The organism is Nocardia farcinica (assembly GCF_001182745.1).
Classification (GTDB): domain Bacteria; phylum Actinomycetota; class Actinomycetes; order Mycobacteriales; family Mycobacteriaceae; genus Nocardia; species Nocardia farcinica.
Genome location: NZ_LN868938.1, coordinates 3,019,163 through 3,033,446, shown reverse-complemented (window position 1 = coordinate 3,033,446; position 14,284 = coordinate 3,019,163). Strand labels below are relative to the sequence as shown.

Below are 14,284 nucleotides of genomic sequence, written 5' to 3'. Positions count from 1 at the left end.
CCGGCGCGGTCAGACGTCGCGGAGTTCGGCGGCGACGGTCTCGGGGGTGGTGTCGTTGACGAACACGTGCATGCCCGACTCCGACCCGGCCAGATACTTCAGCTTGCCCGGGGCCCGCCGGATCGAGAACAGTTGCAGGTGCAGCCACCAATCCTCGCGCGGCACAGCGGCATCCGCGGTCGGCGCCTGGTTCCAGGCGGCGACATAGGGCATCGGCGCGTCGAACCGGCGGGCGAAGCGGCCGAGGACGTCGAGGTACAGGGCGGCGAAGCCGTCGCGCTGGGCGTCGTCGAGGTCGGGCAGGTCGGCGACCTGCCGGTGCGGGTAGAGCTGTACCTCGTAGGGCCAGCGCGCGAACGGCGGCACGAACGCCGTCCACTCGTCGTTGGCGCCCACGACACGCAGCTCCGCGCGCCGCTCGGCGTCGAGGATGTCGCCGAAGAGATTGCGCGCGTGGGCTTCCCGGTAACGCCGGACGTTACCGGCGATCTTCGCCACTCGGGGGGTGACGAACGGGTAGGCGTAGATCTGGCCGTGCGGATGGGTCAGCGTCACGCCGATCTCGGCGCCGTGGTTCTCGAAACAGAACACCTGCTCGATGCCCTCGATCGCGGCCAGCTCCGCGGTCCGGTCGGCCCACACGTCGACCACCAGGCGCGCCCGGGCCGGATCCAGATCGGCGAACGACGCGTCGTGATCGCTGGTGAAACAGACCACCTCGCAGCGGCCGAATCCGTTGCGCAGGGCCGACAGCGGCGCCCCGGTGACCGTCTCCGGCAGCTCGATGCGGTCGGTGGACAGCGAGGGGAAGCGGTTCTCGAACACCGCCACCTGGTAGTCCGCCTCGGGGATCTCGGTGGCCCGGTCCGGCGTGGAGGGGCACAGCGGGCACAGATCGGCGGGCGGCAGGAAGGTCCGGGTCTGGCGGTGTGAGGCGATCACGACCCATTCGCCCAGCAACGGATCGAATCGCGCCTGGGAATGGGTCGACGTCGTGGGCAGCTCGCGGCTGTCCACGGCGGTCCGCGGGACCGGCTCGGCGTCGTAGTAGTAGATCTCCCGGCCGTCGGCCAGGCTGCGCCGGGTCCTGTGCATTCGCGCCTCTTTCGATCAGAGCAGGCCGCTGCGCCGGGCCGTGTCGAGCGCGCCGACGCGGGAATTCGCGCCGAGTTTGCCATAGATGCCGCGGAGGTGGGTCTTCACCGTATTGATCGACACGCCGAGGTCCGCGGCGATCTGGCCGACGGTGCGGCCGGTCGGCAACTGTTTGAGCACGAGCAGTTCGGTGTCGGTCAACGCCGGCCGCGCGATCTCCCTGCGGGCCGCGGGGTTGGCGCGCACGCGGGCGACGAACGGTTCGTCACGGCCGAACCGGCCCGAGAAGACGTCGAGCAGGGCGACCGCGCCCGGCACGTCGAGGAACGGCCGCACGAATTCCTCGTCGGCCGCGTCCCGCACCGCGCGGTCGAGCATGTCGCCCGCGGCGCGCGGGCGGTCGAGGCGGTAGCGGGCGATCGCGCACAGCAGGCGCGCGGTGACCCGGCTGCTCGGCCGCAGCGCCGCGGGCTCACGCAACAGCGGCTCGACCAGCTCCAGGGTCTGGCGCGGCTTCTCCTCGGCGTGCGCGCACGCTCCGCGCGCCAGCGTGACGTCGGGCACGTCACCGAGCAGGTTGCGGGCCCGGTCCACCAGCAGTCGCGCGGTCCGCGGTTCGTGCCTGCGCAGCAGCGCCCACACCACGTGCGGGAGCAGCGCCGCCGTGCTGGCGGCGATCCCGTCGTGATCGAGCAGGGCGATCATGTCGCGGTGCAGGGCGTCCACCGCCGTGCCGGTCTCGGCGGCCAGCAGTTGCCCGACGAGGTGGCCGTGCCTGCCGACGAGCGGACTGTGCGCGCCGTCCCGGTCGCGGTGCATGGCCAGCGCCGCCGCCAGCTGGGTGGGCTCGGGCTGCTCCCCGCGCAGGTAGGCCGCGGCCGCGGCGACCGTCATCGCCTGTGCGGCGTCGGGTGAGTCGAGCAGGTCGTGCTCGCGGGCCAGCGCCAGCGCCCGGCCGGCGCGCTGCCGCATCGCGGTGGTCGATTCCGCGGCGCCCGCCGCGAACGCCAGCCGGGCCGCCGCCCGCACTGCCAGGCGCGGGTGGCAGGCATGGTCGGCCAGGGCGAGCCCGCGGTGCAGCAGCTCCTCACCGTCGGCGAGTTGCCCGCGCACGATGGCCGCGGTCGCCACCTGGATCGCGGTGTAGCAGTCGATGTCCGCGTGGCCGGTCGGTTCCACCGGGCCCGGCGGCTCGGGCAGCCGTCCGGTGGCCGCCGCCACGTCGACGGCGAGGGCGCGCAGCAGCGCGTCCGTCCAGGCCCGCGGGGCGAAGGAGGTGCGGTGGGTGCGCCGGGCCAGGGCCAGGTCGAGGCAGGCGACGGCGTCGGCGGTGTCGCCGTGCACGAGCGCGTCGAGCACCCGCAGCGCCCACACGTACGGGTCGTCGAGCACGTCGTTGGCCGTGCGGGTGAGTTCGGCGAACAGCACCGAGCCCGCGCCGTCGAGAACCAGTGTCGGGCCTGCGGCGGTCACGAAATCCAGCAGTGGCGCCCGGTCACCGGCCGCGCACAGGTGGGTCAGCGCGGCGGGCAGGTGCCCGGCGGCGTGCAACCAGCGCGCCGCGCGCAGGTGCAGCGCGCGGATCCGGTCGCGGCCGAGGCGGTCGGCCTCGGCGCGGAAGTGCGCGCGCAGCATCGGGTGATAGCTGAACCACAGTTCGGTGCCGCGGGGCGTGCGGACGAGCGGGAAGCCGAGCCGGTCCAGCTCGTCGAGGCAGTGGCCTGCGCCGCCGCCCACGAGGTCGTCGGCCAGCTTCTCGGTGAACGTCGCGGGCACGCCGGTGACGGTGAGGAACTCGCGCAGGGTGGGGGACAGGCCGTCCAGGAGTTCGGCGCCCAGATAGTCCACCACCGCGTGCGGCAGCCGGGTCGCCAGCACCGCGAGTTCGTCGCGGTGCGCGGCCAGGTGCACGGCCGTGATACGGACCAGCGCGGCCCAGCCGCCGGTCAGCTCGGACAGCGCCGTCCGGCCCGCCTCGTCGAGGGTGACGCCGTGCTCGGCGCACAGCCCGCTGATCTCCTCCGGGGTGAGGGCCAGTTCGGCCGCGCCCAGCCGGGTCAACCGGGCCTGTAGTTCGAGCAGATGCCAGCGGATCGGCGGATCGAACCGGGCACAGACCACCACGGTGAGTTCCGGCGGGGCCTCGAGCAGGAACCGCTCCAGACCGGCCAGCGCCGCCGGATCGTCCAGCAGATGCGCGTCGTCGAGGATCAACACTCCCGGTGTGGTGGTGGCGAGCCGGGCGCGCACGGCCGCCGCCGGTTCGGCCGCCGCGGTGAACTCGTCGGCGGCGCCCACCCAGTGGACGGCGAGATCACTACGGTGCGTCGCCCAGTCGGCGAGCAGGACCGTCTTCCCGGCGCCCGCCGGTGCGCTGACCAACAGCACCCGTCCGGACCGCGCCGCCATCGCGGCGTCGACGGCCTCGAACAGGACCGGCCTGGCGATCGGAGTGAACGGCGGCACCGGCACAGGTGAACGCCGTGGCCGTCCCGGGTCGTGCGAAGTGTTCACGCCTGCCCTGCCTTTTCGATGTTCCTCCCGGACCGAAAAAACGCGATTCACCACGAGCACACTCAGAGACGGGAATTTACCGGATACTCCCACCTGCGGTTTCGACCCGCCGGATCTTGTTATTCAAATTTCATCCCAGGTTCGGCCCGCGCGCGTGGCGGCACCCGATACCGTGGGCGTACCGGTTGTCTGCGTCGTGGAGGACGTCATGCAGTGGATGTCGCCGACCGATTCGATGTTCCTGCTGGCGGAGTCCCGCGAACATCCCATGCACGTCGGAGCGTTGCAGTTGTACAGCCCGCCGCCGGACGGCGATCCGGACTACGTGCGGTCGATGTACGAGAAAGTGTGCCAGGCAACCGAATTCCGGCCCACCTTCCGTAAACACCCGGCGCGAATTTTCGGCGGATTCGGAAATATCGCGTGGACCACCGACGACACCGTCGATCTGGATTATCACCTGCGCCGCTCGGCCCTGCCCCGGCCCGGCCGCGTGCGCGAACTGCTCGAGCTCACCTCGCAATTGCACAGCACCCTGCTGGACCGGCATCGGCCGCTGTGGGAAGCGCATCTGGTGGAAGGGCTGGCCGACGGCCGCTTCGCGGTATACACCAAGCTGCACCACGCGCTGATGGACGGCGTGTCGGCGCTGCGGATGCTGCAACGCACCCTCGACGAGGATCCGGACTCGCCGGAGCTGCGAGTGCCCTGGAACCTCCCGCCGCGCGAATCCGGTGGCCGCGGCGGGGACCGCTCGTGGTTGACCGGGCTGGCCAGGGACGTGGCCCGCACCCCGCCCGCCACGCTGGCGCTGGCCAGGACGGCACTGGCCGAACACGAGGTGCTGCTGCCGTTCTCCGCACCGAAGACCATGCTCAACGTCCGCATCGGCGGCGCACGGCGCTGCGCGGCCCAGTCCTGGCCGTTGGAGCGGATCGCCGCGATCCGGGAACGGACCGGCGTCACCCTCAACGACGTGGTGCTGGCCATGTGCGCCGCGGCGCTGCGCGCCTACCTGATCGAGAACGACGCGCTGCCCGACACCCCGCTGGTGGCGATGGTCCCGGTGTCGTTGCGCACCGAGGACGAGTCCGACGAGGGCGGCAACCGGGTGGGCACCATCCTGTGCAACCTGGCCACCGATCTGGCCGACCCCGCCGCCCGGCTGACCGCGATCAGCGAATCGGCCCGCATCGGCAAGGAACAGATGAGCGCCCTGCCCCGGCCGCTCGCGCTGGCGGTGTCGGCGTTGATGATCGCGCCGCTCGGACTCGTCGGCCTGCCCGGCTTCGTCACCGCGACCCGGCCCGCGTTCAACATCGTCATCTCCAACGTGCCCGGCCCGCGGGTGCCGATGTACTGGCAGGGCGCCCGGCTGGACGGGAACTATCCGCTGTCGATCGTGCTCGACGGGCAGGCCGTCAACATCACCGTGAGCAGCCGCGACGCCTACCTCGACTTCGGCATCGTCGGCTGCCGCCGCAGCGTCCCGCACCTGCAACGCCTGCTCGGCCATCTCGAGGACGGCCTCACGGACCTGGAGAAAGCCGCTTGAGCGGGTCAGCGCCCGGAGGCGGTAGCGGAGCGTGGCCACGGAGGGCGCCCCGCTCGGGCACAGTCGACACCGCCTGAGCGGGTCAGCGCCCGGAGGCGGTAGCGGAGCGTGGCCACGGAGGGCGCCCCGCTCAGGCACAGTCGACACCGCCTGAGCGGGTCAGCGCCCGGAGGGGTGCGGGGGTGCCTGTAGGGTCTGGAACTCGTGGCGGACAGGGGAACGCTCGCTCCGCGAGGCATCTATACATGGGGCATCATCACCGCGCTCGGTGTCGTGGCGGGGTACGCCGCGGTGCTGGCGGCCAACCCGCGGCACTTCTACACCGACGACACCGAATCCCAGTACGCCCCACTGTGGGTCATGCTCGGGCGCAGCCTGCGCGAGGGCCGGTTTCCGACCATGGTGCCCGAGCACTGGCTGGCGGGTAACTACACGATCGAGGAGGCGGGTCTGCTCAACCCGCCACAGTTGCTGATCGACCTGCTCGCGCCGTCGATGGACAACCTGGCGCTCTACGCCACCGTCGTGAAGTTGATCTTCGCGGTGATCCTCGCGCTCGGTGTCTACCGGGTGTGCCTGGTCTACGGTGCGCGGGCGGCGTGGGCGGCGGTCGCGGGCGTGGCGATGCCGTTCAGCGGCTGGCTGTTGTTCTTCGACGAGGCCAGCTGGTGGACGGCGCTGACCGGCACCGCCTGGCTGGTGCACGCCTGGGCCTCGGGGGTGCGCTACGCGCGTGGCCGCAGCGGGCCGATCCCCACGTTCGTGTTCCTGTACCTGGTGATGTCGGTGCAGTACATCTTCCCGGCCGTGGAGGCGGGGCTGGTGATCGGCGCGGTGCTCGTCGGCGAGCTGATCCACCAGCGCGACCGGCGCGGTCCGCTGCGCCTGGCGCTGGTGTCGGTGTGCGCGGCCGCGGCCGGGTTGATGACCTACCTGCCGAGCCTGCTGTCGGCCAAGGCCACCTGGCGCGGCACCGCGCAGATCAACAACGAGCAGTTGCTGGCCGTGCCGTGGTCGGAGTCGTTGAATGCCGGTCTGCCGAGCACACTGCCCGCCTTCACCTCGTGGTGGGGGTATGTGCAGCCGATGCCGGTGGTCTACATCGCCTGGTTCCTGATCCCGGGGCTGGCCTTCGTGGACTGGCGCGCGGCGCGGGCGGGACTGCGGGAACTCACCGCTCCCGCGCTGTTCTCGGTGGCGGTGCTGATGTGGACCGCGGGCCCGGGGGCGATCGGTCCGCTGCGCTGGCCCGCCCGGGTGTTGCCGATGCTGGCACTCGGGTTGCTGATCCTGGTGTGCGTGCTGCTCGGCCGCTACGGCACCGTCGCCGACGCGCGCAAGCGGCTGCTCGTGGCGGGCGGCCTGCTCGGCGTGCTGCTGGTCCGTTCGGCCGCCGCGGCGCCCGACGAGACGGTGTGGCACGTGGTCTGGGTCGTCGTGCTCGCCGTCCTCGGCGCGGGAGTGGTGGCGCTGGCCCGTCGCGGGCGGGCCACCGCGGCCTGCGCGGTGGTGATCGTCTCGGTGGTCCCCATCGCCTACGCGCAGGTGTCGGCCGCGCAGCCGACGCCGCTCGGCTGGAATCTGCCGACCCATCGTTCGGAGATGAAGGCCGCCTTCCCGGACTTCGACGGCACCACCCTGCAACTGGCCGACCGCGCGCTGATCCGCCCCGAGGAACGCAGCCTCGACGGCGCGTACGGATCGCTGGTGTTCGGCAATTACGCCAAGAACCTGGAGCGCAGCTACGTCGGCGGCTACACCCCGAACGGGCACTTCTGGTTCGGGGAGACGTTGTGCATGCGCTGGGACACCAGCGTCTGTCCCGACGCCTACCGCCGCGCCTTCGCCACCGAGCCGAGCACCGGCCGTACGATCGTCGATCTGATGAAGATCGACCGTGTGGTGCTCCAGCGCGCGCTCTATCCGGACGCGCGCGACCAGCCCGCGCCGCCGGGCTGGCAGTGGGTCGATTACCCGGGCCACGAGCGCTACATCGCGGTGCTCGAGCGAATCGACGGCCCGGTGTCCACCCGGGACGGCCGCGTCGCCGCCGCCCCCGGCGTCACGGCCACCTCGCTCGCCGAATCCGACACCGCCAGCCGGGTGCGGGTGAGCAGCGCCGAGGGCGGCCGGGTGGTGTTCGCGCGGCTCGGCTGGCCCGGCTACCGCGCCACCCTCGACGGCCGGGACGTGCCGGTCGACCTGGTCGGCAATGTCTTCGCCGCGGTGGACATCCCGGCGGGAACCGAGAACGCCGAGCTGGAGCTGACCTGGTCGCCGCCGGGTCGGCCGCTGGGGATGGGCGCGGCCGCGCTCGGCCTGCTCGGCGTGGCGCTCCTGCAGTGGCTGTACCGGCGCGACCGCCGCGACCGCGGCGACTCGGGCGACGCCGACGCCTCCCCGCCGGACGTCGAACGCGAACCCGATCTGGTCGGCGCGCGACCATGACCGCCGACGCCGTCCGCGCGCCGGACGCCCCCGCCGCCTGGCCACCGCCGCGGTCCGCCACCGCGACGGCGGAGACCCGCGACGCGGGCGCCGATCCCGGCCCGCTGTTGCGGGTGGTGCGGCGGCAGGAGCTGGCGTTCGCGGTGGTCGGTGCGTTCAACACCGCCCTCGGCATGGCGTTGACCGTGGCGTGGCTGCTGGTGCTCGGTGCCGGGGTGAGCCCGGCCGTCGCGCCCGCGCTGGCCTACGCGGTGAGCATCGTCGTCGCCTTCACCCTGCACCGCACGCTGGTGTTCCGGGTGCGCGGGCGGCTGGTCCGCGACTTCGTGGCCTTCGTGGTGGTGAATTCCGGTGGGCTGCTGATGAACATGGTGCTGTTGCAGCTGGCCGTGCAGGTCGCGCATCTGCCGCGCATCCCGGCCGCGCTCGGGGTGATGGCGGTGGTCGCGGTCGCCAGCTTCTTCGGGCACCGCCACATCTCCTTTCGCAGGCGTCCGCCGCTGCGCTGACGTCGGGGGCGCGTTACCGCGCTCTTGACCGGGGTATCCGGCTGTCGTCATGATCGTCTGACACCTCGAGGTGTTCCCGGCAGCCGGCGGTGCAACGGAGCCCGCCCGGCAGAGAGGGCAGGTGCGTGATGAGCAGATTGCGTAAGCGGCACTGGGCGGGACGCCTCGCGGTCGTCCTCGGCCTCGCGTCCGCCGCCGGTTTCGGCACCGGCGTCGCCCAGGCCGAGCCCCTGTGGCCCGGCGGTCCCGACATTCCCGGCGTCCCGGCGATCATCCAGCCGCCGCCCCCGGTGGCGCCGTGTTCGGCCCAGGCCAGGGCCTGCATGCGGTTGTCGACCAACGAGGCATGGCTGATGGACAACGGCCGCGTCACGTACGGGCCGACCCCGGTCTCACACGGCATGCCCGGCTACGAGACACCGCCCGGGGTCTTCAAGGTGTCGTTCAAGCGCGAATTCCATTGGAGCACCATGCACAACGCTCCGATGCCGTACGCCACGTTCTTCAACGGCGACATCGCCTTCCACGTCGGCCCCATCGAGAAGGAGTCGCACGGCTGCGTCCGGATGACGCACGAGGGCGCCAAGGCCTTCTACGAATACCTGTGGCCCGGCGACGTCGTCGAAGTGGTGGAGTGAGAGAAGTGGTGGAGTGAGAGCTGCCTAGACCGGCGCGGCGGTCGTGGTGGGGATGAAGCTGAACGCGGGCGCCGCGGCGTCGGTGTTGGTGGGGTCGGGGCCCGGGCCGGGCGTGCCGAGCCCCACCTGCGGCAACGGTCGCGGATTCGGTCGCAGGGGCGGCACATCGCGCCAGTGCGGGGCGGCCGCCTCGATCGCGAGCCCGAGCGGGAGCAGATCGGCCTCGCCCCACGGCCGCCCACCCAGTTGGACGCCGAACGGCAGGCCGGTCACCCGGGAGCGGCCCGCCGGGAGCGAGAGTGCCGGTGCGCCGGAGTAGTTCGCCCAGGTGACCGGGACATGGTCGGCGCCCAGGATGGAGGCCGCGGCGGCGGTGCTGCGCGGCATGCCGTCGGTGGCGGCGCCGGGCAGCACCAGGGCGTCGATCCCGTCCTCGTCGAAGAGGCGGTTGTAGGCGCGCTGATAGGTGGCACGGGCCCGGCTGTACTGCAGGTAGTCCGTGGACGGGATGCCGAGTGAGGCCAGCCCGACCTCGACCACGGCCGCGCTGAGCGGCCGGAACAACCCGAGCTGCTCGATCCACTGCCGGTGGTACATGCCGAGTTCCACCGCGTCGCCGGTGGCCAGGCCCTCCGGCTCGGCGGGCATCCGCACCTCGCGCAGCTCGCCGCCGAGATCGGTGACGACGCCGAGGAATTCGGTGAACAGCCTGCCCAGCTCCGCGGGCAGCCGGTCGGCGGCGACCGGGACGCCGAACACCCTGCCGCCCAGCGGTTTCGCCGCCTCCGGCGCGGTGAACGGGAACCCGGCCGCGGGCAGCGGCGGCGCGGTGCCGGTGACCGGATCGTTGGCGTCGGCGCCCGCCATGAACGACAGCAGCAGCGCCGCGTCGGCGAGCGTGCGGCCCATCGCCGCGGGATGGTCCCTGGTCCACATCACCGGGATGACACCGTACTTGCTGCACCGGCCGAAGGTCGGCTTGATCGCGCTCACGCCGCAGCGGGAGGCGGGCAACCGCGCCGAACCGCCGGTGTCGGTGCCCAGCGCCAGGGGCGCGTACCGCGCCGCCAGCGCCGCCGCGCTGCCACCGGAGGAGCCGCCCGCGGTGTCGTCGGTCTTCCACGGATTGCCGACCTGCGGGGTGGCGGTCATGATGGCGAACTCGTCGGTGTGGGTGTGGCCGAGCAGTACCGCGCCGTGCTCCCGCAGCCGCCGCCACACCGTCGCGTCACCGGCGGCGATGTTGCCGTCGAGGACCCGGCTGGACGCGGTGAGCGGCAATCCGGCCACCGCGTAGAGATCCTTGACCGCGATCGGCAGTCCGCACAGCAGCGGCGCGTCGCCCGCGGCCAGCCGCTGCGCGGCCTGTTCGGCCTGGTCGTGCGCCAGCTCGGGGTAGGTGCGGATCCAGGCGTTGGTGGCGCCGTCGTAGTCGGCGCTGCGGCGCAGGCAGGCGTCGAGCAGATCGACCGGATGCAGGGTGCGTGCCTGCAACAGGCTCGCGGCCTCCAGCGCGGTCAGCATGGCTGGGTCGGTGGCCGCCACGGTGGCCGGGTCGGGCAGCCGGGGCGCGGGCCGGCGCGGCAGCGGCACGCCGTGCGCGAGGCCGGGCAGCGCCGTGGCGCCCACCGCGGCCCCCACGCTCGCGCCTCGGAGGAAGGACCTGCGCGAAACGGGTGACTGCACGTGACCCCCTGAGTGTTCGTCGGACGACGAGCATGCACCGGCCGGAACCGATGCGCAGAACCTATCAGAGCAGCACCCGGTGCCCCCGGAACCGGGGGCACTTGCCAGCAGTTTTCGGACATACCTCGCAGCACGGCGCGTACCCCACCGTCGCGCTGCTGTGAGCAGATCCGCCCACGGCAGCGTGGCCCCCGCGCGGGCCGCGAGCGGGGGCAGGGTGGAGGCATGGCTCACGACGACAAGACCCCGCTGTTCGGTTGGCGGGCACGGGAACAGCTGCTGAGCAGGCGCATCCTGGTGCTCGACGGACCGCTCGACGACGACAACGGCACCCTGCTCGCCACCCAGTTGCTCACGCTGGCCGCCGAGAACGACGAGGCGCCGATCTCGCTGTGGATCCACTCGCCGGGCGGTTCGGTGCCCGCGATGCTGGCGATCCGCGACGTGATGCGCCTCGTGCCCTGCGAGGTGTCCACGCTCGCGCTCGGATTGGCCTGCAGCGCAGGACAATTCCTGCTCTCGGCGGGCAGCCGGGGCAAACGGTTCGCGCTGCCGCACGCGCGCGTGCTGATGCACCAGGGATCGGCGGGCATCGGCGGCACCGCCGTCGACGTGGAGGTGCAGGCCGACGACCTGCGCCACACGGTCGAGACGGTGCTCGGGTTGATCGCCGCCGACACCGGCCAGCCCTACGCCCGGATCTACGAGGACTCCCTGCACGACCGCTGGTTCACCGCCGCGCAGGCCAAGGAATACGGCTTCATCGACCACATCGTCGACAGCTTCGGCCAGGTCGTCCCGCAGCGGCCGCGAGTGGGGATCACGCTATGAGCACCTACACCATTCCCAACGTCATCGCCCAGCATCCCCGCGGTGGCGAGCGCATCACCGACATCTACTCGCACCTGCTCGCCGAGCGGATCGTCTACCTGGGCACGCCGATCGACTCCGGGGTCGCCAACGCGCTGATCGCGCAGCTGCTGCACCTGGAATCGGAGAGCCCCGACCAGGAGATCAACTTCTACATCAACTGCGAGGGCGGCGACCTGCCGTCGATGCTGGCCGTCTACGACACCATGCAGCACATCGGCGCGCCGGTGCACACCACCTGCGTCGGGCAGGCCATCGCGGTCGGGGCGGTGCTGCTGGCGGGCGGCGCGCCGGGGCAGCGCGCGATGCTGCCGCACGCCCGCGTCGTGCTGCACCAGCCCGCCGCGCGCGGCCAGGGGCCGATCCCGGACCTGATCCTGCAGGCCGACGAGCTGGTGCGGATGCGGTCCGAGATCGAGGCGATCCTGTCCAGGCACACCGGCCGCTCCCCGGAGCAGCTGCGCGAGGACACCGACCGCGACCGCGTCTTCACCGCGACCGCCGCCCTCGAATACGGGCTGATCGACACGGTGCTGAGTCCGCGGGGTTGAGCGGGGCGGCCTGCGGGGGTGACGCTGCGCTGCCGCCTCCGGCCGCTGACCCGCTCAGGCTGTGTTGGATGTGCCTGAGCGGGGCGGCCTGCGGGGGTGACGCTGCGCTGCCGCCTCCGGCCGCTGACCCGCTCAGGCTGTGTCGGATTTCGCCTGAGCGGGGCGGCCTGCGGGGGTGACGCTGCGCTACCCCCTTCGGCCGCTGACCCGCTCAGGCGGCGCGCAGGGTGAGGGTGGGGCCCGCGCTGCTGCGCCGGGCGAAGGCGGCGCGGCGCCGCCGCATCCGCAGCTCGTCGGCGACCAGTTCGGTCAGCCCGCCCAGGGTGGTGCCCAGGGCGCCGGCCAGCGCCGCGATCATCTCGCTGGAGGGCTCCTTGCGCCCGCGCTCGACCTCGGAGAGGTACTGCGGGGAGATGCCCGCGCGCGCGGCGGTCTCGGCCAGCGTCTCGTCCTGTTCGCGGCGCAGCAGGCGCAGGCGTTCGCCGAGCACCTCCCGCCATAGCGGCTCGGCAGCGGTGTCGGGTTCGGGCCGCCGGTCCGCGCGCCCGCCCGGGATCGAGTGCAGTCTCGGATGCTCGGTCATGCTCGCAGCCTACGATCCGGCCCCCGGTGCGAGCGCTCGATTACGCTCTGGGCGGACGAATTCGGCGTGGCCGTCGGCGGCGCGCGGTCGCAGCGAGCATGATGGGGCCGTGGCCGAGCAGACGAACACCCCCGACCTCAAGCCCCGCAGCCGTGACGTCACCGACGGGCTGGAACGCACCGCCGCCCGCGGCATGCTGCGCGCGGTGGGCATGGGCGACGACGACTGGGAGAAGCCGCAGATCGGCGTCGCCTCCTCCTGGAACGAGATCACCCCGTGCAACCTGTCGCTGGACCGGCTCGCGCAGGGCTGCAAGGACGGCGTGTTCGCCGCCGGTGGCTTCCCGATGCAGTTCGGCACCATCTCGGTCTCCGACGGCATCTCGATGGGCCACGAGGGCATGCACTTCTCGCTGGTGTCGCGCGAGGTGATCGCCGACAGCGTGGAGACGGTGATGCAGGCCGAGCGGCTCGACGGCTCGGTGCTGCTGGCCGGGTGCGACAAGTCGCTGCCCGGCATGCTGATGGCCGCGGCCCGCCTCGACCTGGCCAGCGTGTTCCTCTACGCGGGCTCGATCCTGCCCGGCATCGCCAAGCTCTCCGACGGCACCGAGCGCGAGGTGACGATCATCGACGCGTTCGAGGCGGTCGGAGCGTGCGCGCGCGGGCTGATGAGCCGGGCCGACGTCGACGCCATCGAACGCGCGATCTGTCCCGGCGAGGGCGCCTGCGGCGGCATGTACACCGCCAACACGATGGCCAGCGCGGCCGAGGCGCTGGGCATGTCGCTGCCCGGCAGCGCCGCACCGCCCGCCACCGACCGCCGCCGCGACGGGTACGCCCGCCGCAGCGGTCAGGCCGTGGTCGAGCTGCTGCGCCGCGGCATCACCACCCGCGACATCCTCACCAAGGAGGCGTTCGAGAACGCCATAGCGGTGGTGATGGCCTTCGGCGGCTCGACCAACGCGGTGCTGCACCTGCTCGCGATCGCGCACGAGGCACGGGTGGAGCTCACCCTCGACGATTTCGCGCGGGTGGGCAGGCGGGTGCCGCACCTGGCCGACGTCAAGCCGTTCGGCGCGCATGTGATGACCGATGTCGACCGCATCGGCGGCGTGCCGGTGATGATGAAGACCCTGCTCGACGCCGGACTGCTGCACGGTGACTGCCTCACCGTCACCGGCCGCACCGTCGCGGAGAACCTCGCCCACATCGCCCCGCCCGACCCGGACGGCAAGGTGGTGCGGGCGCTGAACGATCCGATCCATCCCACCGGCGGCATCACCATCCTGTCCGGCTCGCTGGCGCCCGGCGGGGCGGTGGTGAAATCCGCCGGTTTCGACGAGGACGTCTTCACCGGCACGGCCAGGGTCTTCGATCGCGAACGCGCCGCGATGGACGCCCTCGAGGACGGCACCATCACCGCAGGCGACGTGGTGGTCATCCGCTACGAGGGCCCCAAGGGTGGACCCGGCATGCGCGAGATGCTGGCCATCACCGCCGCCATCAAGGGCGCGGGCCTGGGCAAGGACGTGCTGCTGCTCACCGACGGCCGCTTCTCCGGTGGCACCACCGGACTGTGTGTCGGGCACGTCGCGCCCGAGGCGGTGGACGGCGGTCCGATCGCGTTCGTCCGCGACGGCGATCGCATCCGGCTCGACGTGGCCGCGGGCACCCTGGACCTGCTGGTGGAGCCCGCCGAACTCGAGCGGCGCAAACAGGACTGGCGACCGCTGCCGCCGCGCTACACCCGCGGCGTGCTCGCCAAGTACACCAAGCTGGTCGGTTCGGCCTCGGTCGGCGCGGTCTGCGACTGAGCGGGGGTGTCGCGGCGCG

The 14,284-nt window shown here is 72.4% G+C and carries 11 protein-coding genes; 7 read left to right on the top strand and 4 right to left on the bottom strand.

The features are described 5' to 3' along the window. Positions 1-9: 9 nt before the first annotated feature. Positions 10-1,074: a galactose-1-phosphate uridylyltransferase gene (gene galT / locus AMO33_RS14430; RefSeq protein ID WP_060593498.1), complete on the bottom strand. Its 1,065-nt coding sequence runs from the start codon at positions 1,072-1,074 to the stop codon at positions 10-12. A 36-nt stretch (positions 1,075-1,110) separates the two neighbouring features. Then, the gene (locus AMO33_RS14425) at positions 1,111-3,561 is read right to left on the bottom strand and encodes a LuxR C-terminal-related transcriptional regulator (protein ID WP_139337511.1); all 2,451 of its coding nucleotides are present in this window, start codon (positions 3,559-3,561) and stop codon (positions 1,111-1,113) included. 256 nt (positions 3,562-3,817) lie between these two features. On the opposite strand from AMO33_RS14425, the gene AMO33_RS14420 reads away from it, so the two are divergent. The 4 genes from AMO33_RS14420 to AMO33_RS14405 all read left to right on the top strand — a co-directional run bounded on the left by AMO33_RS14420 (position 3,818) and on the right by AMO33_RS14405 (position 8,759). After that, complete coding sequence (locus AMO33_RS14420; RefSeq protein WP_060593497.1) at positions 3,818-5,164, top strand: WS/DGAT/MGAT family O-acyltransferase; 1,347 nt, start codon at positions 3,818-3,820, stop codon at positions 5,162-5,164. Positions 5,165-5,368: 204 nt separating this feature from the next. Next, positions 5,369-7,612: a hypothetical protein gene (locus AMO33_RS14415; protein WP_060592939.1), complete on the top strand. Its 2,244-nt coding sequence runs from the start codon at positions 5,369-5,371 to the stop codon at positions 7,610-7,612. After that, on the top strand, positions 7,609-8,121 hold the full coding sequence (locus AMO33_RS14410) for a GtrA family protein (protein ID WP_082668669.1): 513 nt from the start codon (positions 7,609-7,611) through the stop codon (positions 8,119-8,121). Before AMO33_RS14415 ends, AMO33_RS14410 begins: the two co-directional genes overlap by 4 nt. A 128-nt stretch (positions 8,122-8,249) precedes the next feature. Further along, positions 8,250-8,759, top strand: coding sequence for a L,D-transpeptidase (locus tag AMO33_RS14405; RefSeq protein ID WP_060592938.1), 510 nt, complete (start codon positions 8,250-8,252; stop codon positions 8,757-8,759). Positions 8,760-8,783: 24 nt separating this feature from the next. On the opposite strand, the gene AMO33_RS14400 is transcribed toward AMO33_RS14405, so the two are convergent. Beyond that, a complete protein-coding gene (locus AMO33_RS14400) occupies positions 8,784-10,400 on the bottom strand; it encodes an amidase (protein WP_229434913.1) in 1,617 nt (538 codons plus the stop codon). 270 nt (positions 10,401-10,670) lie between these two features. Here AMO33_RS14400 and AMO33_RS14395 point away from each other — a divergent pair, with 270 nt between their 5' ends. Together AMO33_RS14395 and AMO33_RS14390 are read left to right on the top strand one after the other, a co-directional pair. Beyond that, positions 10,671-11,276, top strand: a complete 606-nt coding sequence (locus tag AMO33_RS14395) for a ClpP family protease (RefSeq protein ID WP_060592936.1) — start codon at positions 10,671-10,673, stop codon at positions 11,274-11,276. Further along, entirely contained in the window at positions 11,273-11,866 is a 594-nt protein-coding gene (locus AMO33_RS14390) for a ClpP family protease (protein ID WP_011207702.1), read from the top strand. Before AMO33_RS14395 ends, AMO33_RS14390 begins: the two co-directional genes overlap by 4 nt. Before the next feature lie 211 nt (positions 11,867-12,077). Here AMO33_RS14390 and AMO33_RS14385 read toward each other — a convergent pair whose 3' ends face one another. Beyond that, entirely contained in the window at positions 12,078-12,449 is a 372-nt protein-coding gene (locus AMO33_RS14385; RefSeq protein WP_011207703.1) for a helix-turn-helix domain-containing protein, read from the bottom strand. 109 nt (positions 12,450-12,558) lie between these two features. On the opposite strand from AMO33_RS14385, the gene ilvD reads away from it, so the two are divergent. Then, positions 12,559-14,265, top strand: coding sequence for a dihydroxy-acid dehydratase (gene ilvD, locus AMO33_RS14380; protein ID WP_060592935.1), 1,707 nt, complete (start codon positions 12,559-12,561; stop codon positions 14,263-14,265). Positions 14,266-14,284: the final 19 nt, after the last annotated feature.

Excerpts from the sequence above, each read along its gene's own strand:
- AMO33_RS14405 (WP_060592938.1), top strand. The coding sequence starts at position 8,250 with ATGAGCAGATTGCGTAAGCGGCACTGGGCGGGACGCCTCGCGGTCGTC.
- AMO33_RS14390 (WP_011207702.1), top strand. The coding sequence starts at position 11,273 with ATGAGCACCTACACCATTCCCAACGTCATCGCCCAGCATCCCCGCGGT.
- AMO33_RS14420 (WP_060593497.1), top strand. The coding sequence starts at position 3,818 with ATGCAGTGGATGTCGCCGACCGATTCGATGTTCCTGCTGGCGGAGTCC.
- AMO33_RS14410 (WP_082668669.1), top strand. The coding sequence starts at position 7,609 with ATGACCGCCGACGCCGTCCGCGCGCCGGACGCCCCCGCCGCCTGGCCA.
- AMO33_RS14385 (WP_011207703.1), bottom strand. The coding sequence starts at position 12,449 with ATGACCGAGCATCCGAGACTGCACTCGATCCCGGGCGGGCGCGCGGAC.
- AMO33_RS14395 (WP_060592936.1), top strand. The coding sequence starts at position 10,671 with ATGGCTCACGACGACAAGACCCCGCTGTTCGGTTGGCGGGCACGGGAA.